23 protein-coding genes, 2 pseudogenes and 1 riboswitch are annotated in these 26,005 nt (G+C 61.8%); of the genes and pseudogenes, 7 read left to right on the top strand and 18 right to left on the bottom strand.

The features are described 5' to 3' along the window. Positions 1-2 precede the first annotated feature (2 nt). The 3 genes and pseudogenes from MET49242_RS19770 to MET49242_RS19760 form a co-directional block, all read right to left on the bottom strand. A pseudogene (locus MET49242_RS19770) lies at positions 3-752 on the bottom strand (transposase); the annotation flags it as partial. 72 nt (positions 753-824) lie between these two features. Then, complete coding sequence (tnpB, locus tag MET49242_RS19765; RefSeq protein ID WP_036285553.1) at positions 825-1,172, bottom strand: IS66 family insertion sequence element accessory protein TnpB; 348 nt, start codon at positions 1,170-1,172, stop codon at positions 825-827. Continuing rightward, the gene (locus MET49242_RS19760; RefSeq protein ID WP_051134341.1) at positions 1,169-1,540 is read right to left on the bottom strand and encodes a transposase; all 372 of its coding nucleotides are present in this window, start codon (positions 1,538-1,540) and stop codon (positions 1,169-1,171) included. Before MET49242_RS19760 ends, tnpB begins: the two co-directional genes overlap by 4 nt. Before the next feature lie 116 nt (positions 1,541-1,656). Here MET49242_RS19760 and MET49242_RS19755 point away from each other — a divergent pair. Continuing rightward, positions 1,657-1,956, top strand: a pseudogene (locus MET49242_RS19755) (transposase); the annotation flags it as partial. 272 nt (positions 1,957-2,228) lie between these two features. On the opposite strand, the gene MET49242_RS19750 reads toward MET49242_RS19755, so the two are convergent. Both MET49242_RS19750 and MET49242_RS19745 read right to left on the bottom strand, forming a co-directional pair. After that, positions 2,229-2,444, bottom strand: coding sequence for a SlyX family protein (locus MET49242_RS19750; RefSeq protein ID WP_036285549.1), 216 nt, complete (start codon positions 2,442-2,444; stop codon positions 2,229-2,231). 257 nt (positions 2,445-2,701) lie between these two features. Beyond that, the gene (locus tag MET49242_RS19745) at positions 2,702-3,262 is read right to left on the bottom strand and encodes a thermonuclease family protein (protein ID WP_036285547.1); all 561 of its coding nucleotides are present in this window, start codon (positions 3,260-3,262) and stop codon (positions 2,702-2,704) included. 258 nt (positions 3,263-3,520) lie between these two features. Here MET49242_RS19745 and MET49242_RS19740 point away from each other — a divergent pair, with 258 nt between their 5' ends. Further along, the gene (locus MET49242_RS19740; protein WP_051134340.1) at positions 3,521-4,015 is read left to right on the top strand and encodes a DUF5681 domain-containing protein; all 495 of its coding nucleotides are present in this window, start codon (positions 3,521-3,523) and stop codon (positions 4,013-4,015) included. Then, complete coding sequence (locus MET49242_RS19735; RefSeq protein ID WP_036285545.1) at positions 4,012-4,284, top strand: hypothetical protein; 273 nt, start codon at positions 4,012-4,014, stop codon at positions 4,282-4,284. The genes MET49242_RS19740 and MET49242_RS19735 overlap by 4 nt, the downstream gene beginning before the upstream one ends. Before the next feature lie 701 nt (positions 4,285-4,985). Here MET49242_RS19735 and MET49242_RS19725 read toward each other — a convergent pair. From MET49242_RS19725 to MET49242_RS25270, 10 genes are all read right to left on the bottom strand, one after another. Continuing rightward, complete coding sequence (locus MET49242_RS19725; protein WP_036285541.1) at positions 4,986-8,048, bottom strand: primase-helicase family protein; 3,063 nt, start codon at positions 8,046-8,048, stop codon at positions 4,986-4,988. A 244-nt stretch (positions 8,049-8,292) separates the two neighbouring features. After that, the gene (locus MET49242_RS19720; RefSeq protein ID WP_036285539.1) at positions 8,293-8,571 is read right to left on the bottom strand and encodes a hypothetical protein; all 279 of its coding nucleotides are present in this window, start codon (positions 8,569-8,571) and stop codon (positions 8,293-8,295) included. A gap of 574 nt (positions 8,572-9,145) precedes the next feature. After that, entirely contained in the window at positions 9,146-9,424 is a 279-nt protein-coding gene (locus MET49242_RS19715) for an AlpA family transcriptional regulator (protein ID WP_036285537.1), read from the bottom strand. Positions 9,425-9,790: 366 nt separating this feature from the next. Next, complete coding sequence (locus MET49242_RS19710) at positions 9,791-10,456, bottom strand: adenosylcobinamide amidohydrolase (RefSeq protein ID WP_051134339.1); 666 nt, start codon at positions 10,454-10,456, stop codon at positions 9,791-9,793. Positions 10,457-10,516: 60 nt separating this feature from the next. Next, positions 10,517-11,071 (bottom strand): hypothetical protein, encoded by a 555-nt coding sequence (locus tag MET49242_RS19705; protein WP_036285535.1) that lies wholly within the window; start codon positions 11,069-11,071, stop codon positions 10,517-10,519. 72 nt (positions 11,072-11,143) lie between these two features. Further along, positions 11,144-11,731 (bottom strand): hypothetical protein, encoded by a 588-nt coding sequence (locus MET49242_RS19700; protein ID WP_051134338.1) that lies wholly within the window; start codon positions 11,729-11,731, stop codon positions 11,144-11,146. A 34-nt stretch (positions 11,732-11,765) separates the two neighbouring features. Next, positions 11,766-14,357, bottom strand: a complete 2,592-nt coding sequence (locus MET49242_RS19695) for a TonB-dependent siderophore receptor (protein WP_244430858.1) — start codon at positions 14,355-14,357, stop codon at positions 11,766-11,768. An 83-nt stretch (positions 14,358-14,440) separates the two neighbouring features. Next, a riboswitch (cobalamin riboswitch) is annotated at positions 14,441-14,636 on the bottom strand. 130 nt (positions 14,637-14,766) lie between these two features. After that, positions 14,767-15,528 carry a carbon-nitrogen hydrolase family protein gene (locus MET49242_RS19690; protein WP_244430857.1) on the bottom strand — a complete coding sequence of 254 codons (762 nt, stop codon included), beginning with the start codon at positions 15,526-15,528 and terminating at the stop codon, positions 14,767-14,769. A 160-nt stretch (positions 15,529-15,688) separates the two neighbouring features. Continuing rightward, entirely contained in the window at positions 15,689-16,915 is a 1,227-nt protein-coding gene (locus MET49242_RS19685) for a site-specific integrase (protein WP_051134337.1), read from the bottom strand. Positions 16,916-17,180: 265 nt separating this feature from the next. Next, complete coding sequence (locus MET49242_RS25270; RefSeq protein WP_144259713.1) at positions 17,181-17,366, bottom strand: hypothetical protein; 186 nt, start codon at positions 17,364-17,366, stop codon at positions 17,181-17,183. A gap of 15 nt (positions 17,367-17,381) precedes the next feature. On the opposite strand from MET49242_RS25270, the gene istA reads away from it, so the two are divergent. Both istA and istB read left to right on the top strand, forming a co-directional pair. After that, positions 17,382-18,920, top strand: a complete 1,539-nt coding sequence (istA, locus tag MET49242_RS19680; protein ID WP_051134336.1) for an IS21 family transposase — start codon at positions 17,382-17,384, stop codon at positions 18,918-18,920. Beyond that, positions 18,917-19,759, top strand: a complete 843-nt coding sequence (istB, locus tag MET49242_RS19675) for an IS21-like element helper ATPase IstB (protein ID WP_036285529.1) — start codon at positions 18,917-18,919, stop codon at positions 19,757-19,759. The genes istA and istB overlap by 4 nt, the downstream gene beginning before the upstream one ends. Positions 19,760-20,951: 1,192 nt before the next feature. Here the strand turns inward: istB and MET49242_RS19670 are convergent. Next, complete coding sequence (locus MET49242_RS19670) at positions 20,952-22,862, bottom strand: FAD/NAD(P)-binding protein (RefSeq protein ID WP_051134335.1); 1,911 nt, start codon at positions 22,860-22,862, stop codon at positions 20,952-20,954. 35 nt (positions 22,863-22,897) lie between these two features. Continuing rightward, positions 22,898-24,040, bottom strand: coding sequence for a hypothetical protein (locus MET49242_RS19665; protein WP_051134334.1), 1,143 nt, complete (start codon positions 24,038-24,040; stop codon positions 22,898-22,900). A 78-nt stretch (positions 24,041-24,118) separates the two neighbouring features. Between MET49242_RS19665 and MET49242_RS25265 the strand changes: the two genes are divergently transcribed. Further along, positions 24,119-24,382 carry a hypothetical protein gene (locus MET49242_RS25265; protein ID WP_144259712.1) on the top strand — a complete coding sequence of 88 codons (264 nt, stop codon included), beginning with the start codon at positions 24,119-24,121 and terminating at the stop codon, positions 24,380-24,382. Between the two features lie 40 nt (positions 24,383-24,422). Here the strand turns inward: MET49242_RS25265 and MET49242_RS19660 are convergent, their stop codons facing one another. Beyond that, entirely contained in the window at positions 24,423-25,106 is a 684-nt protein-coding gene (locus MET49242_RS19660; RefSeq protein WP_051134333.1) for a TetR/AcrR family transcriptional regulator, read from the bottom strand. A 136-nt stretch (positions 25,107-25,242) separates the two neighbouring features. Between MET49242_RS19660 and MET49242_RS19655 the strand changes: the two genes are divergently transcribed. Continuing rightward, positions 25,243-26,001, top strand: a complete 759-nt coding sequence (locus tag MET49242_RS19655) for an ABC transporter ATP-binding protein (protein ID WP_051134332.1) — start codon at positions 25,243-25,245, stop codon at positions 25,999-26,001. Positions 26,002-26,005 lie beyond the last annotated feature (4 nt).

Here is a 26,005-nt window from a genome sequence, read left to right as displayed (position 1 = left end):
TGCAGCACACTGTCGTCCCCGTGCAGCCGCTCGGCTGCGAGGACATGCGCCTCGACAAGACGCCGCAGCGGATCGAGCGCGGCGCAGATGGAGCCGACGGCGTCGGCCATGGTCGACAAGGCGATCGGCGCGCCTTCGAGCGCATAGCGCTCGGCTTGACGGTTCAGTGGTTGATGCTGGCCAAACTTCTCGAAGGCGATCATCGCCAAGAGGCTCGGCCCCGCCCAGCCGCGCGCAACGACATGGAACGGCGCCGGCGCCTGGGTGATCTTCTCGCAGTCCCGGCAGGTGAACTTCTCCCGCACGGTCTCGATGACCTTCCACTGGCGCGGCGTCGTCTCCAGCGTCCGCGTCACATCCTCGCCGAGCTTGCGCAGGCGCGAACCACCGCAGCAGGCGCAGGTCGTCGGCGCCTCGACGACCACGCGCTCGCGCGGCAGATGCTCAGGAAAGGTGTTGCGCTCCGGCCGCTTGCGCTCGAAGCCGGCGACGGTGGTCGTCTTTGCGACGGCGCGCTCCGCAGCGAGTTCGTCCTCGGTCGCGCTCGCTTCCAGCTCTTCGAGTTCGAGCGACAACTGATCGAGCAGCCGCGCCGAGCGCTCCGACTTTTGCCCGTAGATCTGGCGCTGCAATTTGGCGATCTGGAGCTTTTGCGCGGCGATCAGCGCCACGTCTTCCGACGCCTTCGCGAGCGCGACGGCGAGCTGCGCTTTCAGCGCGGCGTTTTCGTCGAGAAGGGCGGCTGCGTCCATGAGGCGAAGTGAATCACAAAACCCGCGATTTGTGGCGCCTCAAACAGCAGACGACCCCAGCTTTTTTGCGTCTCACCCCGCGCTTTGCGGCCTGAAGGTGAGTTGCGGGTTTCGCCAGTCGATCCCTTCCAGCATATAGGCCATCTGCCCGGCCGAGATCGACACCGCGCCCGCGCTCGCCGAGGGCCAGATGAACTTTCCGCGGTCGAGCCGCTCGGCGTAAAGCGACAGCCCGATCCCGTCGTGCCAGAGGATTTTCGCGAGATCGCCGCGGCGACCCCGGAAAATGTAAAGGTCGCCCGCGTGAGGGTCGCGCTTCAACTGCTCCTGCACCTGAAGCGCCAGGCCCCGCATGCCGCGCCGCATGTCGGTATGGCCGGTCGCGATCCAGACCCGGCAGCCCGCCGGCAACGGGATCATCGGCGCAGCGCCTTCACGACCCGCGACAGCGCGGCTGTCTCGACATCGGCCCACACAATGATCCGATCACCGTCGGCGAGCACGATCTCCATCTGGCCGGTCGACCCTGGAGCGGAATACTCCGCCGTCGCGTCCGGCGTGATCGTCACCGGCAGGATCGGCGCGCGTCCCTGCGGCGCAGCCAGATCGAGGCCGAACTGCCGGCGCCAGGTGAAGAGCTGGTTGGCGTTGAGGTCGTAGCGTCGTGCGACCTCGGCGATCGAAGCGCCGTCCTCGAGGCTCTCGTCGACGATCCGGCGCTTCTCATCGAGAGCCCATGATCGGCGCTTGCGACGGAGAGCCGGCGGATCGTCATCGTTGCGCGACATCGGCGATAGTGTCCGCTTGTAATAGTAGTCGACACGATCATCGCGCCAGCCGTCACCCAGCTATCCCGAAATCCGAGCTCACCGCCAGGCGGCCGCCGCCGGAGGGATACGATGTGACAGGCGAAAGCGTCGAACTCGTTTATGTCGATCAGGGCTACACCGGCGAAAAGGCGTCCGAGGCCGCAAAGGCGCAGGGCGCCGAGCTTTGCGTCGTCAAACTCGCCGAGGCCAAAAAAGGCTTCGTGTTGCTGCCCAAGCGCTGGGTGGTCGAGCGTTCATTCGCCTGGGCGACGCGATGCAGGCGGCTCGTCAAAGACTACGAGCGCTATGCTCAGACCCTCGCAGGACTCCACGTCGTCGCCTTCGCATGTCTCATGCTCAAGCGCGCAGCAGATTTCATGATCCAAGGTGCATAACACCCTCTAGGAGGTGCTCGGCCCACGCGACGACTTTCTATAAAACTTCCAAGCTTACGGCTGGTATCTTGATGGTCTCGTGCTGACGCCGGTCAACCAGCCGCCGAAGGCACAACGCGAGACAATATGCCTGGAAGCAAAAAAAGTCTCTCATATCGAAATCAGAGCCTACCTGTGTGTCGAAAATCTTATCCACGCTGCTGTGGCGACGAAATCGGCTTAAGCGCGCCGAAAGCTTCGAGGGCGCGGGCTGGCCGTCGCGGCCAAATCCATCAGTAATGAGGCGGCGGCGGCTCGGGCGCCTCGCGCTGCGGCGCAATGTTCTGGAGTTCCTCACAAAGTTGGGCGACCAACCGTTCCAGCACGTCGATCTTGCGCCATTGCAAGGTGACGACCTCGTTCAGTTCTGCAAGCATCTTCTCCTGATGCGCGACGCTTGCCTCCAGCGTATCGAGGCGGGAGGAAAACTCTGAAGCGGCGTCATTCATATCGACATTCCATCAAGGTTTCGATTTCGATCGGCTGCTTATTCGCGGGCGAGCGGGCGCCGCCCTCGCCTCCGATGGGTCCGACGCTGCCTGTTCATCGCTGCGGCGGGGTGCCGAATATGTCGCGTATCGTTCGATCTATGCCGTTGAATACGTCCTCGAAAAACCCTCCCACGTCATCCGGGACGATGTCGAAGTCATCTTCCGGGTCGACAGGCTGCGCGGATGGCTGCGCCTCCGGAGGAGCATAGTCGACGCTAGCGCGGGATTTTGGCTTCAGGCCAAGGCCTTACCTGAACCGGCGGCGGCAGTTGTGGCGCGGGGCCCGCTGCAGCCACTTCCGGCAGCGTCTCCGTTTTTGGGAACGAGCTGCATGACCAAAGACCGGGACGCGTGTTGCGCGCCTCGCGCTCCGGTTTGGCGTAGGTGACATCCCCAATCTTGGTGATGGCGAAGCCATTTATGATAGCCACTTCACCAATGTCCTGACCGTTGACGGTGCCGCGGCCAACAATCCTCCCACCTTCAGCGAGGCGAGCCTGAATAATAGCCTCAGCGCCTGCCAGCTTATGTTCCAGCCCATCAGCCACCTCGGACCCAATATCGACGCTCTCGCCGCCCCGGATGCAAATCCGCCCCCGTTTCGGCGCGCGCACACCCGCGAGGTGAACGCTCTTTCCGTTGATGACGATGTCCGCGCCGGTAAGCGCCCGCGTGATCGGTCCCTGGATGACGAACTCACCGCCCGGCAACGGCATGGCCTCCTGAGCGATTGCCGCCGAGCCGAGGAGCAGAAGCAGGGCAGCCAGGGCTTTCATCGGCTCGCTCCATATGCGCCGGGATTGACAAGACGTACCAGGAATTTTTGCGCTGGCGTCCAGTCTCATAAGCAATAACAGACCGTCGCGGCAACAGAGCGGCCGGGCCGGCCCTTCGGCGTTGTCCGGGCTGGGGCGCATGACGGCAAATCGTTTTCAGATCGCGTTTTTCGTCCATGGCGCCCGTGTAAAACTTGGTCGGACCGGCAGAATGTTATAACATTTACCCTCGGGAAACAAACACATATCAGGTGGCAAATGCTCGGAATCGAGGAAATCAGAGGCGAAATTCCCGGCGAGCGCCAAACGCCGGATTTAACGCCCGCGACTAATTCAACGAAACAACGGCGCGGACGCTGGAAAAAGGGCGAGTGCGGCAATCGGCGCGGCAGGCCGCGCGGCACTTACAGCGCGCGCATGTCGCCGCTCAAGCGGATGCTGGACGGCGACGCGAAGGCGATCCTTCAGGCGACAATCGATGCAGCGAAGAGCGGCGACGTAGGCGCGCAACGGTTGTTGCTGGATCGGCTGTTGCCCCGCGAGCGGCTGATTAAAGTTGCGTTGCCGCGCATTCGCTGCGTCACCGACGCGCTTGAAGCGCTGGCGCGCATTCTTCACGCGACCGCTGCGGGCGTGCTGTCGCCTTCCGAGGGCTCCGCAATGGCGGCGCTGACAGGGCGTTACCTCGAAATCGACGCCATGCAACGGCTGGAGGAACGCATCGCCCAGCTTGAAGCGGAGCGTTCGGCGTGAGACTGCGCAGCCTCGCGCGGCGTGTTCAAAGGCTGGAGGCCGGACGCGCCGCGCCGGGTGAATTTCGCTTTCGCGGCATGTCGGGCTTGCGGGGGGCGCTGGAGCGGCTTGACGCCTCGGGGGCGGCCGAACTGCCCGGGCAGTCGCCGGACGCGTCGGCGGGGCTTCTGGCGGCCGTTGTGGACGCCGCCGGGGCGGGCGATGACGGGCCAGAAGGCGATACGGACGCGGCGACGGCCGAACCGGACGCCGACGCGGCGCACGGCTGAAGTCTCCCGCCGATGCGGCGCGAACCTCCCGCCACGGCCCCCAAACCACGCGCACACTGTCTGTCTGACAATGTGCAGACCGGCAAAACGCCAGTGTTAACATGGTGTTGCGCTCATTGCGCGTCGGCGGCCGCGCGGAAAGTAACGCTGGCGGCGTCGTTTCGACGGCGTTTCGGACGACGGACCGCTCCCGGCGGCTTGTCCGCGCCGATGCGGGCCGGCGGCCGAATCGGCCGGACAGCCGGCGGACGAACGCCCGAGCCGACGCCAGCCGCCGAACCAATCCCTCGCCGGCCGGCGGAAATGCGCGAATGCCGGCCAAGCCCGGGACAGGAATCGGGATTGTAAACGAACTGTCGCCCGGAAAGGCCCGGAAAACGTAGGGGCGCTGAAATTTCCGGCCAAATTGGCCGGAAAGCCAAGCTTAACGCTCATCCTGCAACGGCGGCCGGGGGCGGCGGAGCGGCGGCGTGTCGGCTTCACCGCCGGCGGCGCGCGGCGGGCCGGCACGGCCTCGCGGCGGGCGTCCCCGGTGGAGTGGCATGCCTTCGCGGCGGACATTCTCCCAGCTCAGAGGAGGCGCGGCGTGGCCTCGCGCCTGCGCAACACCTATTGGACCGGCTGTGCGGGGTGTGCGTTTCTCTGTGCGGGGCACCCCGCACGTTCTCTGTTTGTTGCCCCGCACAAGCGGCGGGTTCGCCTCAGAACGGCAGCTGGTCCAAGTCGTCTAAAATTTCGACATCCTTGCCGTCATCGCCCCAATCGGGCGTCAGCCCCGTTGCCTGCGCAAACTTTTCCCGCGCCTCGGCCAGTGTTGGGCCATATTGGTAAATCGGCGTCGCCCTACTTCCGGGCTGCGTGCGGATCGGCTCGAAAGCAAACCGCGCCATAACTTTCGTGTCGCCGTCTTCGTCCGCGATCTGTATCGCGCTAACGCCACGGGCGTGCCCTTCACCGATGACAGCATGGCGTGTGCGGCGAGTCCCGTCAACGCCCATCTCAAGAAGTCGGCGCCCAAAGTCTTCGCGGTTCAACGTATGCCTGTCTCGCCGACTGTTCGCGTAAGCCACATAGGACTTGAACCACAGGTCCTTCGACAGGTCGTCACGCCACTCCAAAAACTCGGGAAGACCATGCTTCGACTCGTAGACGTAGCCGCGGTGAAGGACCTCGAACATCCACGCCGTGCATGGATCGAGGGACAGAGTTTTCTGCCGTTTCAGTCCTTCCGTCTTCGGAATGTCGGTCACGTCGAAAGCAGTTAAATCCACGCGCTGTAAGTCGTAGAGCATGGCGGCGAGTCCACCGTGTTCGCGTTCACGGAGGATTGCTTTGAAATACTGCCTGTCGCCTTGCTTTTCGTTGTCGACATCAAAAACGACGAAGCGGCGCGCGTCGAGACTCGCCGGAACAACCCAATCGTTATTGCTCGCCATGAAAATGTGCAGAAAGTTACGTCCCTGAAAGATCGCCCTGAATTTTTCTTCAATCGCCATCATTTCTTCAGTGACAATCGCCTTCAAGACGCTAACATGTTTCTTGTCGCCAGCGAAAAAAGCTTCGTCGGCGAACAGCGCGACTGTCCTTTGCAAAAAACCGTTGAACCGGCCGACGAGGTGCTCGGCGTGCACGATATGCAGCCCGTGCGCGCCAAAAAGTTTTACGAGCGTCGCACCGACAAGCCCCTTGCCGGTGCCCTCCCCACCGCGCGTCACGATAACCGTATAGCCCGGCAACTCAGGATGCTGGACGGCGCGCGCCATCCAGCGAACGACATACTTGAACGCTGTCTTGTTTTTGCCGCAGATGATATTCCAGATGTGCCGTCGCATCAGACGCCACGTGCCTTTGCGCGGCTCGACAGCGAAACCCTCCCAAAGATTCAGATATTCGTCTCCAGCCTGATTTGACGGATCAAGAATGACACCGCCGAGACACTGACGCCGTATCGGGTTTGCTAGCCAAAACTTCCCGAGGGGAACATACTTCACACCGCCGTTGGCGGTCGGAACTGCGACAAAGCGGTTTGTGAAGGTGGCGCAGAAATCATGTGTCGTCAGGCGGTCATAGGCGTGGTGCCCCAGCTGTGGTTGCCAGACGCGCCGCATGACGGTCGCCTTTCCACTCTCCAGAACGAAGCAATGTTCTTTGTTGATGAGTTCCATCGCCTCCGCAGGGTCTAGCGACCTGCAACGCGCGTAGACTCCGTCGCCGGCTTTGTGACAACTTCCTGTTGCGACCAATGCGAAGTCGGCTGTCGGTTCTTCGTCGCCGCCCGGCGGGTCGACGCGCTTCCCTCGGCGGGGCGCAGCACGGCTTTCAGTTTCGACTGTCGAATCATCGGCCGATGTTTCGACGCCAGCACGTTTCGTCGCCGTGTCGTGACCTAGTGTGTAAATAACCCCGCCGTGCACATGCGAAAAAATCTTCTTGCCGCCGTGGGTAACGATTGCGCGATTGGCGCGATCATTGTGGCCCTCGATTGGATCGCGCAGCGTCTTCCCTGCGAAACGCTTGGGATCGGCCAACACGTCAGCGACCGTTACGACTCCCAATGACGGGTCGTCGAACTCCAGCATTGCAGTCGGCAGCAGGACTTGTCGCGTCGCAAGCGCGGTCGCCGCCTCTCGCGCGGCTTCAGGGTTAACGCCGCGCCCAATCAAGTTCGCAACGTATTCTTGCTTGAAGATTCTGCGTTGTTTGGCGCACTCCGGTTTCAGCCGTTTGCGCGACTCTGCGAGCAAGCGATTAAATGCCGACGTTTCAGTGGCTGTAAGCGGCGGACAGGCGACGAGCGTATCCAGTGGCGGGCCATCAAATACGACGGCGGGGCGGGGATGTTGCGCCAGTGGCGGCGTCACGATGGGCCCGCCCTCGAACACAAGCCGCGCGCCGTCGCTCACGGCGGTATCCACCGGAGAACGCTCCAGCAAGCTTCCCGCCCGGCTAACGACGTGCCAGCCAAGCCCCGCCAGCCACAAGCGTTTCTGCATAGTTGCGAGGAAGCGTGTCGCGTCCGCGCCATTTGCAACGAGCACATAAATATGCATCCCGCCGCTGGCGGGATATTCTTCGCCCGTGTCGACGTTGTAGAGCCCCGCGCTTGTGGAAAGGCGCACCACACGCCCCGCCTGCATCAGTTCAGGCATAACACTCGCCAGCGCGGGCTCCAGCCCGCCCAGCGCGGCTATGCGGTCTTTCACGTCGGCGGGCTGGCCCTTTAGGTCGAAATCGAACAGCACGAAGGCGGGGCGTCCAGCGCGATAAGCAATGTTTTCCTTTGTCCTCGTGATGAAATTAGGCGGTGCGAAGCCGTCTTTGGCGGCGCGCTGCGCCGTGACGACTATTGGCTTGGCGCCGAGCGACACGCCGAGACCGTCATTCATTGCGCCAAGCGCGATAGCGTCCTGCGCCGTCAGTTTCGTGTTGATCAGTGACGCGAAGTCATCGAGCGATTTCACGGGCCACCGCCGGCAGAGGCCCGTAACCATGCGGCATTGCGAACTATCTGACGATGGTTTGCCGTCGACCAATTGGATGACCTTCGATAAAGGTTCGTCACTCTTGCTCTTGCGAAAAACGACAATCTCCACGTCGATGTCGCCACCGTCCGTCGCCGCGCGGCTTTCATGTGCGCCACCGTCCGTCGCCGCATCCTCGCGCGTTGTGCGGCGCGTCTTCCCAACCGACGTTCTCGGCGGCGGCCCGAAGTCGATGTCATCCTCTGGATCGATGGTGACAGGGGGCACGGGATCGTCAACCATTGCACCCTCCCGCTTGTGAGAGGCCATGCGCAAAGGTTGACGCCGACGCGTTATTTGCTATGGTCACGTTGTGTTTAATCTGCTGACCGTTCGGGCTTGAAGCGCGCAACCGCTTCAGGCCCGAAGCTTTTTGGGCTTCGTCCATTTTGGTAGTCCCAAACGATTGATCGTTAGCGGACGGCTACCGTCGCAAAACCGCTTTCAGGCGTCGTCCGCGTCGTCGTTTCGCTGTCACGGCGCGCGACTATCCGGCGTCCGCCAATTCGGTCACGCGTGCAGCCTGCGTTTTCGATTCGGGCTCTCGCCCCCTTAAACGCTCAAGCTCCAGAACTTCCGCCGCAAGTTTCTCGGCGACGATGACTCGCAGCAGCTCCAAACGGCCAAGGCCACGCCGCGCGGCGGCCTGTTCAAGCATGTCGACCAGCGCGCGGTCGCAACACACCATGAGCGGGACTTTGTTTACGCGACGACGGCCGCCCTTGTTCCTTGCGGCGGGAAGGCTTTTTTCAAGTGTCTGCGTCATGCCCTAAAGTAATGCGCGCATATTCGGAACTGTCAATACCATTTTCGTTTTCATGTAACATATTGTTTTTACTGTCTTTTATTGATTCATTCCGTTTCGCTGTCAACCGTCTTCGTTTGAGAACCGCTGTAAAAATGGCTGCAAATACGCTTTGTCAATAATCCTATACTTGGTTGACATCAAAACACAGGACGGTTGACAACCGAAAGCAGCGAACATTTGCAACAATGACTGAAGTCTTATGAATAGAGTGGCCGCTTATGACAAATCGGGCGAAGTTCGGTTGCATAGACCGATGGCCGATGACGAAGACCGTCGCCCGATGAAACAAAAAACGTCGCCGGATGACACAGCCCGCGCCGGCCGATGACACAGCCGCCAGTCGCAAAAACTGCTCGCGAGCGACGCCGCCAGCGTTACTTTTTCGCGGCCAGCTCCCGGCCGCCCGTCGCGAATTATTGAAATATCAGGGCTTTCATCGTCCTGCACATTGTCAGGACAGCAATGTGCAAGCGGACCGTGCGCTGGCCATAAGCCTTCGGCGCGAACGCAAGACGGCGGCCTTCAAGGCGTTTCAGGCCGCGACTCCCCTGCCCTTCGTCACACCCCTGCCCTTCGTCACACCCCCGCCCTTCGTCGCGCCGGCCTTCATCGAACCAAGCGCGCGCGCCTTCAGCCACGCGTCGACTTCGGCGCGGCGGCGATGGTTGCGGCCGTTGATTTTGATTGGCGCAGGAAAGCCCGTGCTCGGGTCGTTATCCCAACGCGCGAAGGAGCGCAGCGAAAACCCCAGCAGCTTCGCGAGCTTCGGGTCGGCGATAAGTTCAAGGTCGTCGATTTGATTTTTGGACATGTGACGGCAAACCCTTGGGCCGCGCACTGCGCTGGCCTGTTGCAAGGAGATTGCCGTTCGTGGGCCGCTGACGCGTTCGTGTTGAACGCCGCGTGATGGTCGCTACCCAATCCCAAACATCAGCTCGAACGGACCCGCCGATTGCCAGTTGGCAGGCTTGACGCTTTCTACGTGTCGTCGTTCACGGGGCAGTTTTATAGACGCCAAACCGTCGTCTGTGATCTATTATGGCTGGTCGTGTCGCGGACGCAACGTGAAAATTCGCCAGCGTGGCAGGAAATAGAGCGCCAGCGACCGGTCGGCTTGAAAGTCTCCTAAGCGCCAGAAGCAGACATCGCGTTTTACTTGGAATCTGCTCATCATGGTCTAGTGGTTATCCAGTTCCACGCTCCACTCCGCGGCACCTGCGTATGTCGCGTCATAGACGGCGGCGCCGATGGCCTCGCCAAGGTCGGTGTGGAGGCCTGCGCGAGTTTCAGGGGCGTCAATTTCCGGCGCAGCGACGATGATGCAATCCGTGCCCGTGCCGGTGATGGTCAGGCCGTCGCGCAGCTTGTTCGTGTCCATGATGGCCGCCGTACGCGACTGCGTCGCGATGGAGATGGATTCGACGAAAGCGCCCGGGGAAAGCGCATGGGAGACGTGGACTAGCGTGTTGATCGTTCCAGCCACGCAGTCATGTGACCCGCGCCGCTCTCCAACCTTTTCCCCATTGGTCAAGCCGACGGTGGTCACGCAGGTAACGATAGCGGTGCCAATTCGCGACTGTGCCATGTGATGGCGGGCGATCTCGCGCGCCGTCATGAAGGCCGCCGCGTCATCAAGCTCTTGCGCCGACAGCTTCGTGCGCACGAAGTCGAGAGGGTCGACATGCGGTCCGAGGTCCGCGTCACGCACTTCGAGCCAGACGACGTCTCGCGTCCTCGCGAAGCCGGGCTTGGTAAGCGACCATCCCAATATCCGTTGTTCGGCCTCGAAGCGGACGATGAGTAAGGGGTGACGCAGTTCGAGCCTGAAAGGCAAGTGTTTCATGGAATGACCGATGCTCAGAAAACGGAGCGACGGGTTTCAGCCGCCGCTCCGTCAGAGAGTTCAGATGTGGCGCGGCGCGAGCGTCGACGACTGCATACGACCGATCACGGTGTTCGCTAGGACCGTCCTCAGCGCCCACAGTCCACCGAAGGCGCAGGCGTTGATAAGGAAGATTCGCGCGACCGTCGCCGGGGCGAAGTCGTCGGCGCTCTGGTTGGTGACGAGATCGATGGCGATGAGCGCGCCCTCGTAGACGACGAAAGCGGAAAGGAAGGCGACGAGGGTCGCGGCGCCGCCGGAGAAGCGCCGCGTCGCCAGTCCCGCGGCCTCGCAGGACAGGAAGGCGATGACGCCGAGCGCGCCGCCCCAGGCAAAGGTCTCGCCATCAATGGGGTAATGCATGAAAGCGAAGCCCCATGCCTGGTTGGCGAGCCACACCCCGCCGATCGCAGCCAGCGCCGCGCGCCGGTCGAAGGACATTGCGCCGATCGCGGCGAAAGCGGCGAGCGGAACGGCGCACGCGAAACCGAGGGTGAACAGCACGCTCCCGACGGCGAGCGCGATGATGCCGGTCGCCGGACGCGAGAGGAAGGAAGGCAGAGCAGCTTCGGTCATGTTTGTCTCCTTGGTTGGACGACGAGGGAAAGTTCGGACGGGCGTCGCCGGCGCCGGGATCGGTTGTGATGCTCAGGCATGCGTGAAGCGGCTGCCCGAGCGATCGATGGGATCGGGTTCGGTCAGGCCGAACCACCTCGCCCGGAGCTTGTCCCACAGGGCGAGGCGGGACCAATCCGGTTCCTTGAGGATCTTGTCGGTCTCCGGATGGAGGAAGGGGTTCGGTAGCAGCACCGTGATCTGTTGCTCGTTGGCGCCGTTGAAGAGCTGGACGCCCCACGACATCGGCACGCAGGAGCGACCGATGCGCCGATAGATCTCCGCCCGCGACGTGCGCCGGTGGCGCGCGACCTCCGGCGATGTCGGGCGTGCACGGGTTCCCTTGGTCTCGTTGATGCAGATGTGGAAATGCGGAACGCCGAAGGCGACCGTCAGATAGCCGTCGAGCATGCCGATCCGGGTCGGCGCGCGATCGGCTTTCATCTCCCATGCGGCGCCCTGAATGAGGATGCCGAAGGTGATCTCGCGCCAATGGTTCTCGAAAAGATCGCGCAGCAATTCTTCGAGACTTGCCGCATCCGTCGGCAGGGAAAACACGTCAAGCGGCGTTCCGTCGGGCTCGATGATCCGTGTGGGCGCTATGTCGGCGACTTGTGTCATGGCGATGCGTTTTCCTTGCAATGGAGCCCAGGGCTCAGAACGACACCTTGATCGACCCGCGGAATATCCGCGGGGCGCCGATCACATTGTAATTGTAGCCCGGCAGGTTCCATCCTGTCTGGATTGGATTCGTGCCGGGCACGGCGTAGCCGCCGGGATGAAAGGCGTCGAAGCTCTGCGGCACCAAACCGCCCGTAATGAAGTAGGTCTTGTCGAAGAGGTTGCTCACGTTGAGCTGCGCCACCACCTTGAATTTGTCCACATTGAACTCGTAGGCGCCGAACAGGCCGACGAGCCCATAGCCCGGCGTCGACTGGCCGTAGATGTAGGTCCCATCATTGGCGGTGTGCGAAATCGGCAGATAGCCGGTGTAATCGTAGCGCCCGCCCACTTTCAGGCCCTTCAATTCGCCGGTCCTGAATTCGTAGCTGGTCGCGAGCGAGCCGACATTGCGCGGGACGAAGGGGATCGGCGCGCCCACGGTCGGAACCCCAAGGGCGGTCGGATTCGTTTTGGTGGTGATGGCGTCGGTATTGGCGTAGGCGAGGTTCACGTTCCAGCCGGGGAGAATTTCGCCCTGAATATCGAGTTCCGGGCCTTGCGAGCGTCCTTCGCCGATGACCATGACATGCGTGAAATCGTTCGGGATCCCTATCGGAATGTTCGTCTTGACCAGATGATAGTAGGCGGCGGTCGCCTGGAGCCTCCCGTCGAGCAGGGATAGCTTGACGCCGCCTTCCACCTGCGTTCCGGCGCTCGGGGGCGTCGGGTCGTTCGTGTTCAGGACCAGCTTGCCATTGTAATTCGGGCTGTAGGATTCAGCGTAGTTCCCGTAGAGACTGACCCATTCGAAGGGCCGCCACAGAAGCCCGACGCGCGGCGTGACGCGCTGATTGACGAGCTGCGCCCTGTTGGTGATCGTGTCGAAATTGCACGGTATCAGCAGGCCGGCAAACGCGTTGTCCGAATACGGTCCGCAGAACTTCGAATTGTCGGAGGCGCCAGTGCGGCTGTTGATGTATTGATAGCGCGCGCCGCCGAGCACGGTGACGCCATAGGGGAGCTTGATCTGGTCTTGCAGATAGATCCCAAGATTGTCGGCGTATTGCTCCGTCGCGTTGTAGGGCACAAGACCGGTGATCGGCGTAGGCGGCTGCGGATTGCCCAATATCGTGGCTGAACTGTAGTTCAGAGGGAGCTGGTTCTGGCCCCTGAAATTATAGCGGTAATAATCGACGCCGGAGAGCAGCGTGTGACTCAGATACTCGCTGGTGTTGAAATGGCCAACGAGATTGACGTTCGTCGCATATTCCGCCTGCCTGTTGGAGGTCGGAAAGGAACCCCAGTTCAGCGTGACGTTGTGGGGGGAGGGGAAGGAGAAACAGGAAGTGCTTCCGGGCGTGATGCAGTCGGAGATGAAGCCGAATCCGCCAGCATTCGTCCAGTTGTTGCTCAACAACTGCATGAAGGCGGTTTGCTGGATCGACCAATCCTTGTTGAAGTCGTGATGCCAGGTGAACTCGGTGAAATTCTGCTCCTGACTATAGGGCGAGGGTGGCCCCCAATTGAAACTGCGCCCGAGCCAAAGAGGCGTATACATGCCGAAATACGGCGTAAAATAGAAATCCTGATTGAAGTTGTCCCGCTGGAATTGAGCCGACGCCCTCACCCATGTGTTGCCGTCGATATTCCATCTCACCACTGGGTTGATCATAATACTCCGGCTATAGCCCAAGTTGCGGAAAGACCCGTCGTTTTCATAGGACATGATGAAGCGCGCGAGCACATCCTTTTTAGGCGTGACCGGACCCGTCGCGTCGACCGTCGTACGAAAGGCCGAGTAGCTGCCGAACTGCTGTTGCACGGAGAACGCCGGCTTATCCAGTGGTTGCTTCGTATTGAGGTTGATGATGCCGCCCGGCTCCACGGCGCCATAGAGAATGGCGGCGGGGCCTTTGAGAACTTCGACGCTCTCGACATTGGCCATCTGGATGGCGCTGGCGCCGGCGAAATTGAGTCCGAAGCTGTCGACGCGGAAACCGTCCCGGAAATAGCTCTGCGTAGGGAAGCCGCGCAGAAAAATCTGCGTAAAGGCGTTGCCCACCGCCGCGTCACCGCCGCCAGCGAAGGCGACGCCGCTGACGTTCTTCAACGCCTGATCGATCGTGATGGCCTGCTGGTCCTCGAGCATCTGGCGCGTGACCATTTTGGTCGTGACCGGGGTCTCCATGACCGGCGTATTGACCTTCGTGCCGAGCGATTGGATGGGCGCGGCATAGGATTTTGGATCGTTGCAGATGCCGTTGGCGCAGATTTGCCCGTTATTGCCGGGGCCGATTTCTGTCCCGTTGTTCCCGACGACTCCTATCGCGCCATCCGTCGGGGCCGGCTGGCTCGCGGAGGGCGCAGCGGGGCGTTCGCCGATCCTGCCAATCCTCGGTTTCGGCGCAGTCACATCGATCGTCGGAAGCGGTTGCTGGCCGAAAGCCGGCGAGACAAGCGCAACGGAGAGGGCGCAGGGCAGAATGGACGCGCAGAAATGCAGAGCGAGGCGCAAATCGCCCGTCTTGGTGAATGAAACAAGGGAAGTCATGAGTTCGAGACTCGCAGCAACGTGGGCCGTCACTGCGAAAGGTCTCGGCTGTCAGTTCGCGCCTATGGCGTAACGATAGCTTTGACCGCCTCGGTGCACCCCGCCCGACGCTCTCGCGCGTGACCACGAACGATGGCAGGTCTCCTGGCTCGCGGGTCGCCGCCTTGAGCCGCCTTCCCAGGGATGCCCCCAGTGGCTTTATGGCTCTAAGGCTCGCCGCTTACAGTTGCGGGGGCAGCCTCGGCATGACGCGGATGCGCGCACCGAGTTCCCTTTTGATCCCCGAAGGGAACCATCTCTTCTATAAGGACCGGATCGATTGAGATGAGTCAAGCGAATTGACAACAACAGGCCGCGCGACTTCCCGGGCCTTGCATTTTTGCGCTGCACCGAGAAGTGGCGGGAAATCGAGCGCCAGCGCCCGGTCGTGGCCGCTTCCCGACTAGAGAATGGGGGCGATCGTTGAGTGACGGACAAGCCGGTTCTCATCAAAGCTCCAATCGACCAGAAAGATGGCGCTGCGCGGAGCGGTGAAACTTACAAGGCGTTTGCCTCCGCTTGCGACGACACTCTGTGCGATGGTGAAATCGATCTGGCGTTCCTGACCAGTGCGGTTGCAGACGAAAACCGGGAGGGACGTCGTCTCACTGACGGCTTCCCATTCGCCATTCGGACCATGCAGGCCCGGCCTCCATGCCGCAGAAGAAACGAGTGCGCGCGCGCCCTGGCGTGCCAATGCTTCGGCGATACTTGGCGTGTAGGCGTCCGCACAAATCAACATGCCAACCAGACCGAAGCCATCGATGAAAGCGGCTTTGATGTCCTGGCCGGGGGTGGACCAGGCTTCCGGGCCAACGCGTAATGCATTGATTTTCCGGTGACGCCCTGCGATCCGCCCCGATCGGTCGATTGCGAGCAGAGAGTTATATAGTTTGTCTCCGACGCGCTCGGGGACTGAGAGAAAAATAGTCACGCGGCGACGGCGCGCGAGTTCAGCCACGCCCTGCACCCATGAATCCGGTTGTGTTTCGATCCAGTCGGAGCCGATGTGCTCGACGAACTCATATCCAGTCGTAGGAAGTTCCGGCGTGACGATCCATTCAGCGCCCGCGTCCGCCGCTGATCTCAGCGCCGCCTCGACAAGTTGCCGGTTTTCGACCAGTGCGCCCGGCTCCGACGAAAGGTGCAGGAGTGCGATCCACATCATAGATATCTCCATACGGCAGCCCGGGCGTCCCGCTTTCCACTTCGACCTCGCTAACAGCTCGTCCGGCTACTGGGTGGTTGATTTGTTGCGGAGGTTATAGACCTCATTCAGACGATCGTCTGCTTTGGGTCACAAACCGAAATTCATAAACGACCCGCTACTGCGCGCCACCAGCGAGCGCTTCGACATGCGCGCCCCATGCATTCAATGCGGCGCGTTTTTCGTCGTCGAATTGATGCTTCTGGTAAACGCCGACGACGCCCGCGAACGATCCGCTAATGTGATTCACCACGCGCTCGATTATTGGCAAGGCGACGCCAAGACGGGCCATGCCGCTGACGGCCGTGCGTCGAAGATCGTGCAACGCGAACGGCGGCATGCCGTCATCGCCCGACGCCTTCGCCATGGTCGACAATGCGTCGTCTAACCGCCGCTTCGCCCGCGAAAAGCCCGACGGCGGCGTGTCGCCCGACGAAAACAGAAAGCCCTGCCCGCCGGCGAAACGCGGCAAGGCTGCGATGATTTTCACGGCCTGCGGCGATAGCGGCACGCGATGTTCGAGCCCGTTCTTCGAACGCGCGGCCGGAATCGTCCACAGCGCCGACGCCAAATCGACTTCGGCCCAAGTCATGCCCGCGACTTCGCTGCGGCGCTGTCCCGTCAACGCCAGCAACTGAAACATCGGCCCGAATGGAAACCCGAGCCCGTCGACGGCCCGCCACACTGCCGCAAGTTCGTCATCGCTCAACACGCGGTCACGCGAGTTCTCGGCGGCAACGGGTTTGAGCTTGTCGCACGGGCTTGCCACGATAATGTCGCGCTCAACCGCCCAACCGCACAATTTCCGAAAGGCGGCCAAGACGCGGTTGCTCAACACGGGCGCGCGTTCCGCCGTTTCTTCAAGCAACCGCCGCACGTCGCCGCGCGAGACGGTCGACAGCTTGCGGTCGCCCCAGCGCGCGACGATCTCCCGGCGCAGCAACCGTTCCGTCTCCCGCGCCGAATTCGGCCGCGTCTTCGGCTTGACGTGCTTTTCCAAGAAAAGGTCGACGATTTCCGCAATACTGTCGCGCGCCGGCTGTTGCGAAACCTTGGCGGCGGCGACGCGCATGGCCTTTTGCGAGCAAGGATCGTTGCCGCGCGCGATTTCTGCCCGCGCCTCTTGCGCCAGTCGGCGGGCTTCGGCGAGCCCGATGGCGGCAAGGCCAATGGTCAGGTTCTTGGAACGCCCGCCGAAGCGATAGCGCAGATTGAAGCTTTTCGAACCGTTCGGCCGCACGGTCACATAGAGCCCGTCGCCGTCCAGCGTTTCATACGGCCGCGCTTTCGGTCGCAGGCTCTCGATTTGTTTGACCGTCAGTTTTTTCGTCAGGCGCTCGGCCATGCGGTTTCCGATGTAACATTGACGTAACGCCCGGACCCTGTCTTCGCGTGTCCGGCCGTGACGGCGACAATGATGGACAACGCCAAATTTTGCAAGTATAAACAGTCAGATCTGTCGCAACGATTGTCGCCTCGCGTCCGGCTGTGTCAGGGTATGACCGCTGACTTTTAATCAGGGGGTCCTGGGTTCGAGCCCCAGCGCGCTCACCAACAAAATCAATATGTTTCATAGATGCGCCCCTGACCTTCCTCGCGCGGTTGGGCGTTCAGTTGGGAATTTTTGTTCTTGTTTCGAGCTTGCGGATGGCGCTCTTGCCCAGCTCTGCGACCCGGCTGAAATTATGAACAGCGGCGGCAAAGTGTACCACTGAACCGGCTTTGGGGGCTGCTTTGACGGCGGCGCAAAAGTGTACCGGTCCTGATAGGCCGAACTCGATGTCATCGACTGGCATGGAGAGGCCGAAAGGATGTTCACAGTGGAACTCTATGCCCGGGTGAGACGCGCGGTGATGGCGGAAGGGCTGAGCCGGCGGGAAGCGGCCAGGCGCTTCGGCGTGCACCGCAATACGATCACGAAGATGCTTCAATATTCGGTTCCGCCGGGGTATCGGCGTCGGGAGCGGCCGATCTCGAAGAAGCTGGGGCCGTATATGGCCTGGATCGACAAGGTCCTGGCGGATGATCGGCTTGTTCACGCCAAGCAGCGTCATACGGCACAGCGGATATTCGAACGGCTGCGGGACGAAGAAGGGTTTTCCGGCGGTTACACGATCGTCCGGGAATATGTCGCGCAGGCGCAGTTGCGGTCGCGCGAGATGTTTATTCCACTCAGCCATCGACCGGGGAATGCGCAGGCGGATTTTGGCGAGGCGGACGCCTATATCGCCGGCAGGAAGGTCCGCTTTCATTATTTTTGCATGGACCTGCCGCATTCGGACGGCTGCTTCGTCAAGGCCTATCCGGCGGAGACGGCGGAAGCCTTCTGCGACGGCCATGTCGCGGCCTTCGCCTTCTTTGGCGGCGTCCCCCAGTCCATTCTTTACGACAATACGCGTCTCGCGGTCGCCAGGATCGTGAAGGGTGGAGAGCGTCTGCGTTCGCAAATGTTTGCGGAACTCCAGAGCCATTACCTTTTTGCTGATCGCTTTGGCCGGCCCGGCAAGGGGAATGACAAGGGCAAGGTCGAGGGGCTTGTCGGCTATGTCCGGCGCAACTTCATGACGCCACTGCCCGTGGCGGAGAGTTTCGAGGCGCTGAACGCGAGGTTCCTGGACGCCTGCACGAAACGACGGCGGGCGATCCTGCGCGGCCAGTCGACGCCGATCGGCGAACGCATGCAGGCGGATATGGCGGCATTCCTGCCGGCGCCGCCGGCTCCCTATGACGCCTGTCACAAGGTCGCGACGCGCGTGTCGTCGATGGCGCTGGTGCGCTACCGCAACAACGATTACTCGGTCCCGACGCGCTTCGGCCATCGGGAGGCGCTGGCCAAGGGCTATGTCGATCGGGTCGAGATTGTCTGCGGCGGGGAGACCATCGCCGTGCATGCGCGCAGCTACGGCAAGGCCGAGTTCATCTACAACCCGCTGCATTATCTCGCCCTGCTCGAACACAAGAGCCGCGCGCTCGATCAGGCCGCGCCGCTCGACGACTGGCGGCTTGCCGACTGCGTGCATCGTCTGCGGCGGCTGATGGAGGCGCGCATGGGGAATAGCGGGCGCCGCGAGTTCATCCAGGTGCTGCGGCTGATGGAGGACTTTCATCAGCATCAGGTCGAACAGGCGGTCGCGGAGGCGCTGCGTCTTGGCGCGATCAGCTTTGACGCAGTGAAGATGCTGCTGCCGGCCAGGCTGGAGAACCGGCCCGCGCGGCTCGATCTGACATTCTACCCCTACCTGCCGGCGGCTACGGTCGGCGCGACGGATCCGCGCGCCTATCTCGGGCTCGTCGCCGGCGCGAGCGTCATCGCGGGCGTCATGGAGACGACCGCGGGAGGTCCGGCATGACCATCTCGCATGAGCCAGGTTCGCAGACGATCGTCGCGCCGCAGGTGCTGCTGGGTAATCATCTCAAGGCGCTGAAGCTTCCCACCTTCGCGCGCGAATATGAGAAGGTGGCGCTGGAGTCGGCGCAGGACCGCGCCGATTACCCGCGCTATCTGCTACGCCTGTGCGAACTGGAGCGCATTGATCGCGAGCGGCGCAATGTCGAGCGCCGCATCCGGCTGGCGCGCTTTACGCAGGTCAAAAGCCTCGACACATTTGACTTTACCGCCCAGCCTTCACTCAACAAGCCGCTCGTGCTGGAGCTGGCGCGGTGCGAATGGATCGAGAAGCGACAGAACTGCATCGCCCTTGGGCCAAGCGGAACGGGGAAGACCCACGTCGCGCTCGCCCTGGGGCTCGCCGCCTGCCAGAAGGGGTTCAGCGTCGCGTTCACGACCGCCGCGGCTCTTGTGCATGAACTGATGGAGGCTCGCGACGAGCGCCGCCTGCGCGCGCTGCAAAAGCATCTCAACACCGTCAAACTGCTGATCGTCGACGAACTGGGCTATGCGCCGTTCACGGCGGTCGGCTCAGAGCTGCTCTTCGAGGTCTTCAGCCAGCGCTATGAACGCGGTGCGACGCTGGTGACCAGCAATCTGCCCTTTGATGAATGGACGTCGGTGTTTGGCTCCGAGCGTCTCACCGGCGCATTGCTCGACCGGCTCACCCATCATGTCCACATTCTGGAAATGAACGGCGAGAGCTATCGGCTCTCGACCGCAAAGAAAGCGCAACGGCGAAACCGCGATCTCCCCGACGCGCCCGCAATCGACAAAGGAGGCGCCGACACGACGAACTGATCGCCGTCGCGCGCGTTGAACCGCGCTGCGCTACGCTCCGCGCGCCTCAACGCCCGCGTCAACTAAACTACAAGGGCCGTGCGGCCCTTTTCTCGAAACCAGACCGGTACACTTTTACCCCGCCTTCATGCACATTTTGTCCCCGCCATTGACAGCTGATTCTTGACATGTGAAATCGCGTCGATTTTCCTGGTCAGGTATTTTGCGAGAGCGGAATGCTCATGTGCAAATCCTGCGTGGGACCGCGATGTTTCCGGGAATTTTGTTGTCGTCATTTCGTGCTCGCCTGTCTTTTTCAATAAATCACTCGTTCGTCGAACGAATCTGCAATCACGCTGACTGCATGCATGAAACATAGCGAGTTCGTCGCGGCGTTAACTTGGAAGTTTGAGTTTTTCACGACGCTGAGCGTCGATTGAACGATAGGTGAGCGGAGCGAGCATATACGATCAATGACCGATTCCGCCGCGCCGTTGCCTTGCTCGCGGCAAGCAATGACAGCCGTCCCATGTTGACGGTCGCGTCGGAACGACGATGTAACTCGCGGCCACCGTGCCGTATCGGCGAAATCTCTGGTGTCAGGGCCTGCGCGAAGAAAATCCATGGCGGTAGGGCAGGACGGCGACGGAGCCATGTTCCCCGGCTGCATCCCCATCAGCATTCGACGCGTTTTCTAGGACTTCGCGCCAAACGAAAGTCGACGTGGCTACGGATTCCCCCGAGGGAAAAGTTCTTCCTCGCCCCATTGGGGGCGTTCGATGCGCTTGTTGCGGGATACTTCAACTTCAGCGTATGACGCCCTCGAACCGATCATCGGCTCGTCGGGCTCGCCGAAGAGCTTGATACCATTTTCAACATGCAAGTCGCGCATGCTCCGCCGAGGAACGGCGCGCGGTCACTTTTCTTGTGCCTATTCACCCTACCCTTTCCCCCAGCGGGGTAAACTCGTCGGCGCGCCATGAGGCGCCGACCCGGCCGACGCGTGGAAGCCCACCAGGACCATCGTCAACGAAGTCGCCGCCTGTCGTGTCGTGAGTCGAGCGATGGCCCGGGGGGATTGCACATGATGAGAAGGCGCGCCGTGCCCGAGCCGTCGGATCAGCCGACCGCTGTCGGATCAGATCGGCAATGATTGATCACGGGTTCGCAGGAAGCCGTGACGCATGCGCCGCGGTCGCAGTGTCGACCCCGGTCATTTTGCCGTCTGCGGCAGCCGGGCGATGATTTCCGACGCCAGGCCCGCCGCCTGTTCGCGCAGCTCCGGAACGGCGGTGCTTTCCCACAGGGCCGGCTTGCGCAGCGTGCCGACGACATACATGTCGAGAATCGGCGCCCCGTCCGCCGAGATCGCATTGCCTTCTGCGGTTGTCTCCACGCCGAGCGCCAGCTCGTCCAGACGAAGCCGCCCCTGCGACAGCAGCGAGTCGATCGCCGGATTGGACTCGGGTCTGTTCGACGGCATGGGGCCGGTGCAGTTGACAACCCAGGCGACGTCAAATTCCGCAACGCCGCGGCCCCCGCGCAGGCGCACGCGGGCTCGGACATTGTCGCCATTCTGTTGCGCAGAGACGACTTGTCCGGAGAGAATACTCAACTCGCCCTTCTCCAGCATCGACGAGAAGCGCTCGCCGACCGCAAAGGCCATGCGGTGGCGATGAACCTCCCAGAACGGACGCAGTCGCGACATGAATCGGCGGCGCTCCGCGACGCTCATCGCGCGCCAAAGTTGGGCCGTATAGGGACGCACGCCGTCCACGACCGAGCGCCAGTCCCATCCCGACGCGCCGAGATCGCGAAAAGCGCGCCGCAGCGCCCGGAACAGGTCCGCCGCGCACACGCCGCCCGAAGCCGCGAGCAATTTTGTCAGAACCTGCGAAAGATCGGCGACGGGCAGCGGCGTCGCAGCATGGCTTTGCGGCAGGAGCCCATGTGTCGAGATCAGCGTGATCGGCGCGGTCCTTGGCTGCCGCGCGAGCGACAATACGGCGTCTACGGCGGTCAACCCGCTGCCGAGCACCAATACGGGTTCGTCGGGCCGGACACGGTCCATTGCGAACGGCCGCCATGGATCGCTGATGAAGCGCGTGCGCGGCTGGGACCATTTGTCATGGAGAGGATCGGACGGCGGGCAATGGCCGATGGCGAGAACGACGATGTCGGCGCTGATCGAGGAGCCGCGCCCCAGATGCAGCGTCCATCCCCCGCCCGGTCTTCTGGCGACGCGCCGCACCTCGTCAAAGGCGATCCCGAGTCTCGCGTCGTCGCGACAGGAATCTTTCGCGCAGAGCAGGGTCTCGCGCACATATTCCCCATACCAGCGGCGCGGCAGGAAGTCCGTCGCGAGCACCGCTCCGTAACGGCGCGACGCCCACTCGACAAAATCATTCGGCCGGTCGGGAAACGCGCTCATGCGTCCGGCGGGAACATTGAGGAGATGCGCCGTCTCCTGCGTCGCATAGGCGACGCCCTCGCCAAGTGCGCCGCGACGTTCGAGCAGCGTGACGTTCACCGGCCCCTTTGCGCCGCGAAGAATATGCGCGGCGGTCATGGCGCCGCTGAAACCGCCGCCGATGATCGCAATCGTCGGCGTGCGCTCGTTCGCCGTCGGTCCCGGCGCGCGCGACCGCGTTACGAAGCGGCGGCTCGCCTGAAGCGGCGGCGCATAGACATGGATGGTGACGAGCGTTTCGTCGTCCAGCGATGCGTTGCGAATGGAATGGACGCCTGAATCTTGCAGCGAGGCGATCTCGCCCGCGTTCAATATTTCCTCATATTCCAGATCGACAAAGCCGTCGGCCGCAATATGGTAGCTGCCTTCGGCCGCACGGCCCTGCAGAACTTTCATGACGCAGGCCGAGCCGCCATGATCGTGAGGAGCGCTCGCCTGCCCGGGCGCCCAGGTCATCACCAGCGCCTCGTAATGCTCGCGAACCGCCACGAGCGCGCGATTGTAGTTGTGCTCATTCGCCTCGACGAAAGCCGCGACGTCGCAGACCTCGAGCTCTGCCTCGAGCGCTTTTGCGAGCTCGATCGCGGGCGCGCGCGGCGGCAGGGCGTCGAGCCGCTTGACGAGCCGGTCGAGCGCAGGGGTGAGACTTTCCATTTCCGCTTTGCTCCTCATGCGGCGAAACCGCCGGGTCAGATCTTCAATCGGAAGGAGGCGCCGGCCTGCCAGTTCTTGCTGATCTGTGGTCCGTTGAGATTCTGATAGATCGGCAGCCCGGCCTCGAAAGCCACGGAGGCCGCGTCGAGCCCGATGAGCTTGCCGCTGATCACGCCGCCGCCGAACAGCTCGACCCTCTGCCCGCCATAGAATGCGGGATTGGTCGGCGTGGCGCGCCCCAGAATCTCGCGGTCGAAGCCGGAGATCCGGCCCTGTGTCGTTCCATTGACGCGGAATGTCGTCGTGACGCCCGGAAAAACCGTGTAGCCCGCCCAGCCGTTGAATTCATGCAGATCGCCGAAACGCCAGTTCTGCAGATTGTTCGCAAGCGGCAGGCGTCCTCGATAAGACACGCCCCACGACCATTTTCCGATATTGCCGGCGTAGACGACGCCGGGGAGAATATCGAAAGTCCCGCTTCCCGGCTGCATGCCGTAGAAAGCGCGGATATTAGGAACGGAGCCGTCGGGCTGCAGCAGGTCGAAGCGCGCCGTGTCGTAGCTGAACGGATAGGCGAATCCGAGATTGACCTGAATGCGGTGAATCTCGTCCTGATAGATCCTGTAGACCGCGCTCGTCGTGAAGTCGGAGAGGCCAAATGTGCCGGGATAGCTGCGCCCGCGCGGCACGATTCCCGACAGGCCGCGAAACGTGAGCGCGTCGAGTCGCTTTTCGATGATCGAGGCGGTGACGAAGACGGCAAGATCGTCGGAGAGTCCGTAGGACAGCACGCCCGTCTGCGACGCGACAGCGATGTTTTGCGGCACGAGCCGCACAGTTTTCGTCGGATCGACGAACCAGGGAACCGTTGCGACGATATATTGTGAGCTAACGCTTCGCGTTCCGATCAGCTGGCCGGACAGATTTGCGAACACCGGCATGGCGGCGATGACGAACTTTCCCTTAGCGGGCATGTCGGCGCCGAAGACGCCCATGGGCGCCGGCGGCCGCGGGGCCGGACTCGCCTCTCCTTTGACTTGCGGCGTTTTCGTCGCGACGGCGACATCCGCCGCATATGCATCGAATGCGCACAGGGCGACCAGCGACCCGGCGAATAGAGAAGGCAATTTGACGCGGCTATTGGCTTTTCCGGCCGCCTTGATTGATATCCCAGCCATTTCGCACCTTCGATCCAACGTAAATTTCCCCGCAGGCGATCCCGACGCTGCCTTCGCAACGGACCCGCAGAATAAAAAATGATTATTTCTACTGATTTAGTCAACTTTATACCGACCAATCTAGAAGCCGTCCCGATCAGCCATTTTTCAACGCCTTACATCATGAGGCGCAAAGTTGATGGACCGATCGGTCTAATAATTTTTCGAATCCGTCGTTTTGATTCAGCCGCCTGTTGCTTCACGACGACAGTCGCGCAGCGAAGAACCGCCGGCGACAGAAAACCGGGTGGAAAGGCGATAGTTGAAACAGATATCGCGCGCGGCGTCCGTGCGCCAATATGATCGCGCAATCGTTTGGCGATCGCGCAACGGCGCACGCGTTCTATTCCTCTCTCCCCGCATGCAGCAGGAGCGCCTGAGCGATTCGCTTCGCTTCCGACGCCGGCGCGGGACTCTTCTTGATCGCCGCCTTTACAATAGCGCCATCCATCAGAAGGTCGAATTGCTGCGTCACCAGTTCGATGTCTTCGACGCCAGCCGCGGAGACAAGCGCGCGCAACTGCTCCAGCACGTAACTTTTGTGGTTTCCGATGATTTCCGCGAGTTTCGGATCCCTGTTGCGGCACTCCATCGCAGCGTTCATGAGCGCGCAGCCGAAATAATCCTCCCGGCGAAACCATTGGTCCAAAATATCGAAGACGCCGATCAATCGCTCGCAAGGCGAACCGGCGGTCTCCGCCACGCGCGCAAAGAACCACGCCCGCCACACGCTCGCCTCATGCGCGAGCGCGGCGTTTATCAGCGCATCCTTCGAGCCGTAACGATTGTAGAGCGTCATGCGAGCGACGCCGGACTCCTCAATGATCTCATCGACGCTCGTCGACGCAATCCCCTTGCGGCAACAAAGGCCGATCGCCGCTTCGAGCAATCGGACCCTGGCCACCGCTTCGTTCGGAGGCCGTCCGCTCCTGGCGCCGCGTTTCGCGGCGGCGGTCGGGGAAAGCCTGCTTTTTCGCTTCACGGCGGGACCGGATCGTCCTTCTCCAATTTTTTCTAGATCGTTCATTCTATCGCCGACCGTTCCCTAGCTGCTAGGTTTTTGTTTCTACAAAGATTATCGCGCTTTCAGGCGACATTTTCTCTAATCTTGATAAACTCTACTTATTTGATAGTCTTTTCAAGACAAAAATCGGAGCCGATACGTGCAAGGCCATTCCCTCATCGAATTACAGCGCGTGACGCATCGTTATGGTCATGGCCCCACGCCAGCCCTGTCGGATGTCAGCCTATGCGTGCCGGCCGCCCAACGCGTCGCAATCATCGGCCGAAGCGGCTGCGGAAAGTCGACCCTTCTTCAGATATTGGCGGGTCTGACCAAGCCGACATCCGGGCATATTCTCTTCGGCGAGAGCCGCGACAATGACAGGCGCGTGCGTCGCACGCTCATGTTTCAGCGGCCGCTGCTTTTTCCATGGCTCACGGTCGCGGAAAACATTGCGCTGGCCCTGCGTTTCGATGGCCGCGGGAAGGAATCGGCCAAGCGGGTCGAGGAACTCCTCGCGCAGGTGGGCATGAGTGGTCGCGGCGGGTCGAATGTCCGGGAATTGTCAGGAGGGCAGCAGCAGCGCGCCGCGCTTGCGCGCTCCCTTGCGGTTGATCCTGACGTCCTTCTCCTCGACGAGCCCTTTTCGGCCCTTGATCCGTCGACGCGCGCCCAATTGCGCAGCGAATTGCTCGCGCTCCAGAAGAGAACAGCAATAACTCTGGTTCTTGTCACACATGACGTGGACGACGCGCTCGATCTGGCCGAGCGGGTCATCGTCATGGCTTCGGAGCCCGGACGCATTATCGGCGAAATCGAGCTTCCCGCCGATATGACCAAAGAAATGCGTGCGGAGCTGCGTCGGCGTCTCCTCGACTCCCTCGAACCGGAACCCGCCTCCCTTCCCCTCAGCGCCTGAAGAA

Source organism: Methylocystis sp. ATCC 49242 (assembly GCF_000188155.2).
Lineage (GTDB): Bacteria > Pseudomonadota > Alphaproteobacteria > Rhizobiales > Beijerinckiaceae > Methylocystis.
This window is presented reverse-complemented; position numbering and strand designations above follow the sequence as displayed.

What these genes read in the sequence shown, in the direction of transcription:
- MET49242_RS25265 (WP_144259712.1), top strand. Translation starts at nt 24,119, where the DNA reads ATGATTATTTCTACTGATTTAGTCAACTTTATACCGACCAATCTAGAA.
- istA (WP_051134336.1), top strand. Translation starts at nt 17,382, where the DNA reads ATGTTCACAGTGGAACTCTATGCCCGGGTGAGACGCGCGGTGATGGCG.
- MET49242_RS25270 (WP_144259713.1), bottom strand. Translation starts at nt 17,366, where the DNA reads ATGCCAGTCGATGACATCGAGTTCGGCCTATCAGGACCGGTACACTTT.
- MET49242_RS19725 (WP_036285541.1), bottom strand. Translation starts at nt 8,048, where the DNA reads ATGGTTGACGATCCCGTGCCCCCTGTCACCATCGATCCAGAGGATGAC.
- MET49242_RS19670 (WP_051134335.1), bottom strand. Translation starts at nt 22,862, where the DNA reads ATGGAAAGTCTCACCCCTGCGCTCGACCGGCTCGTCAAGCGGCTCGAC.
- MET49242_RS19745 (WP_036285547.1), bottom strand. Translation starts at nt 3,262, where the DNA reads ATGAAAGCCCTGGCTGCCCTGCTTCTGCTCCTCGGCTCGGCGGCAATC.
- MET49242_RS19690 (WP_244430857.1), bottom strand. Translation starts at nt 15,528, where the DNA reads ATGTGGATCGCACTCCTGCACCTTTCGTCGGAGCCGGGCGCACTGGTC.
- istB (WP_036285529.1), top strand. Translation starts at nt 18,917, where the DNA reads ATGACCATCTCGCATGAGCCAGGTTCGCAGACGATCGTCGCGCCGCAG.
- MET49242_RS19760 (WP_051134341.1), bottom strand. Translation starts at nt 1,540, where the DNA reads ATGTCGCGCAACGATGACGATCCGCCGGCTCTCCGTCGCAAGCGCCGA.
- MET49242_RS19665 (WP_051134334.1), bottom strand. Translation starts at nt 24,040, where the DNA reads ATGGCTGGGATATCAATCAAGGCGGCCGGAAAAGCCAATAGCCGCGTC.
- MET49242_RS19660 (WP_051134333.1), bottom strand. Translation starts at nt 25,106, where the DNA reads ATGAACGATCTAGAAAAAATTGGAGAAGGACGATCCGGTCCCGCCGTG.
- MET49242_RS19685 (WP_051134337.1), bottom strand. Translation starts at nt 16,915, where the DNA reads ATGGCCGAGCGCCTGACGAAAAAACTGACGGTCAAACAAATCGAGAGC.
- MET49242_RS19700 (WP_051134338.1), bottom strand. Translation starts at nt 11,731, where the DNA reads ATGACACAAGTCGCCGACATAGCGCCCACACGGATCATCGAGCCCGAC.
- MET49242_RS19740 (WP_051134340.1), top strand. Translation starts at nt 3,521, where the DNA reads ATGCTCGGAATCGAGGAAATCAGAGGCGAAATTCCCGGCGAGCGCCAA.
- tnpB (WP_036285553.1), bottom strand. Translation starts at nt 1,172, where the DNA reads ATGATCCCGTTGCCGGCGGGCTGCCGGGTCTGGATCGCGACCGGCCAT.
- MET49242_RS19710 (WP_051134339.1), bottom strand. Translation starts at nt 10,456, where the DNA reads ATGAAACACTTGCCTTTCAGGCTCGAACTGCGTCACCCCTTACTCATC.
- MET49242_RS19750 (WP_036285549.1), bottom strand. Translation starts at nt 2,444, where the DNA reads ATGAATGACGCCGCTTCAGAGTTTTCCTCCCGCCTCGATACGCTGGAG.
- MET49242_RS19720 (WP_036285539.1), bottom strand. Translation starts at nt 8,571, where the DNA reads ATGACGCAGACACTTGAAAAAAGCCTTCCCGCCGCAAGGAACAAGGGC.
- MET49242_RS19705 (WP_036285535.1), bottom strand. Translation starts at nt 11,071, where the DNA reads ATGACCGAAGCTGCTCTGCCTTCCTTCCTCTCGCGTCCGGCGACCGGC.
- MET49242_RS19715 (WP_036285537.1), bottom strand. Translation starts at nt 9,424, where the DNA reads ATGTCCAAAAATCAAATCGACGACCTTGAACTTATCGCCGACCCGAAG.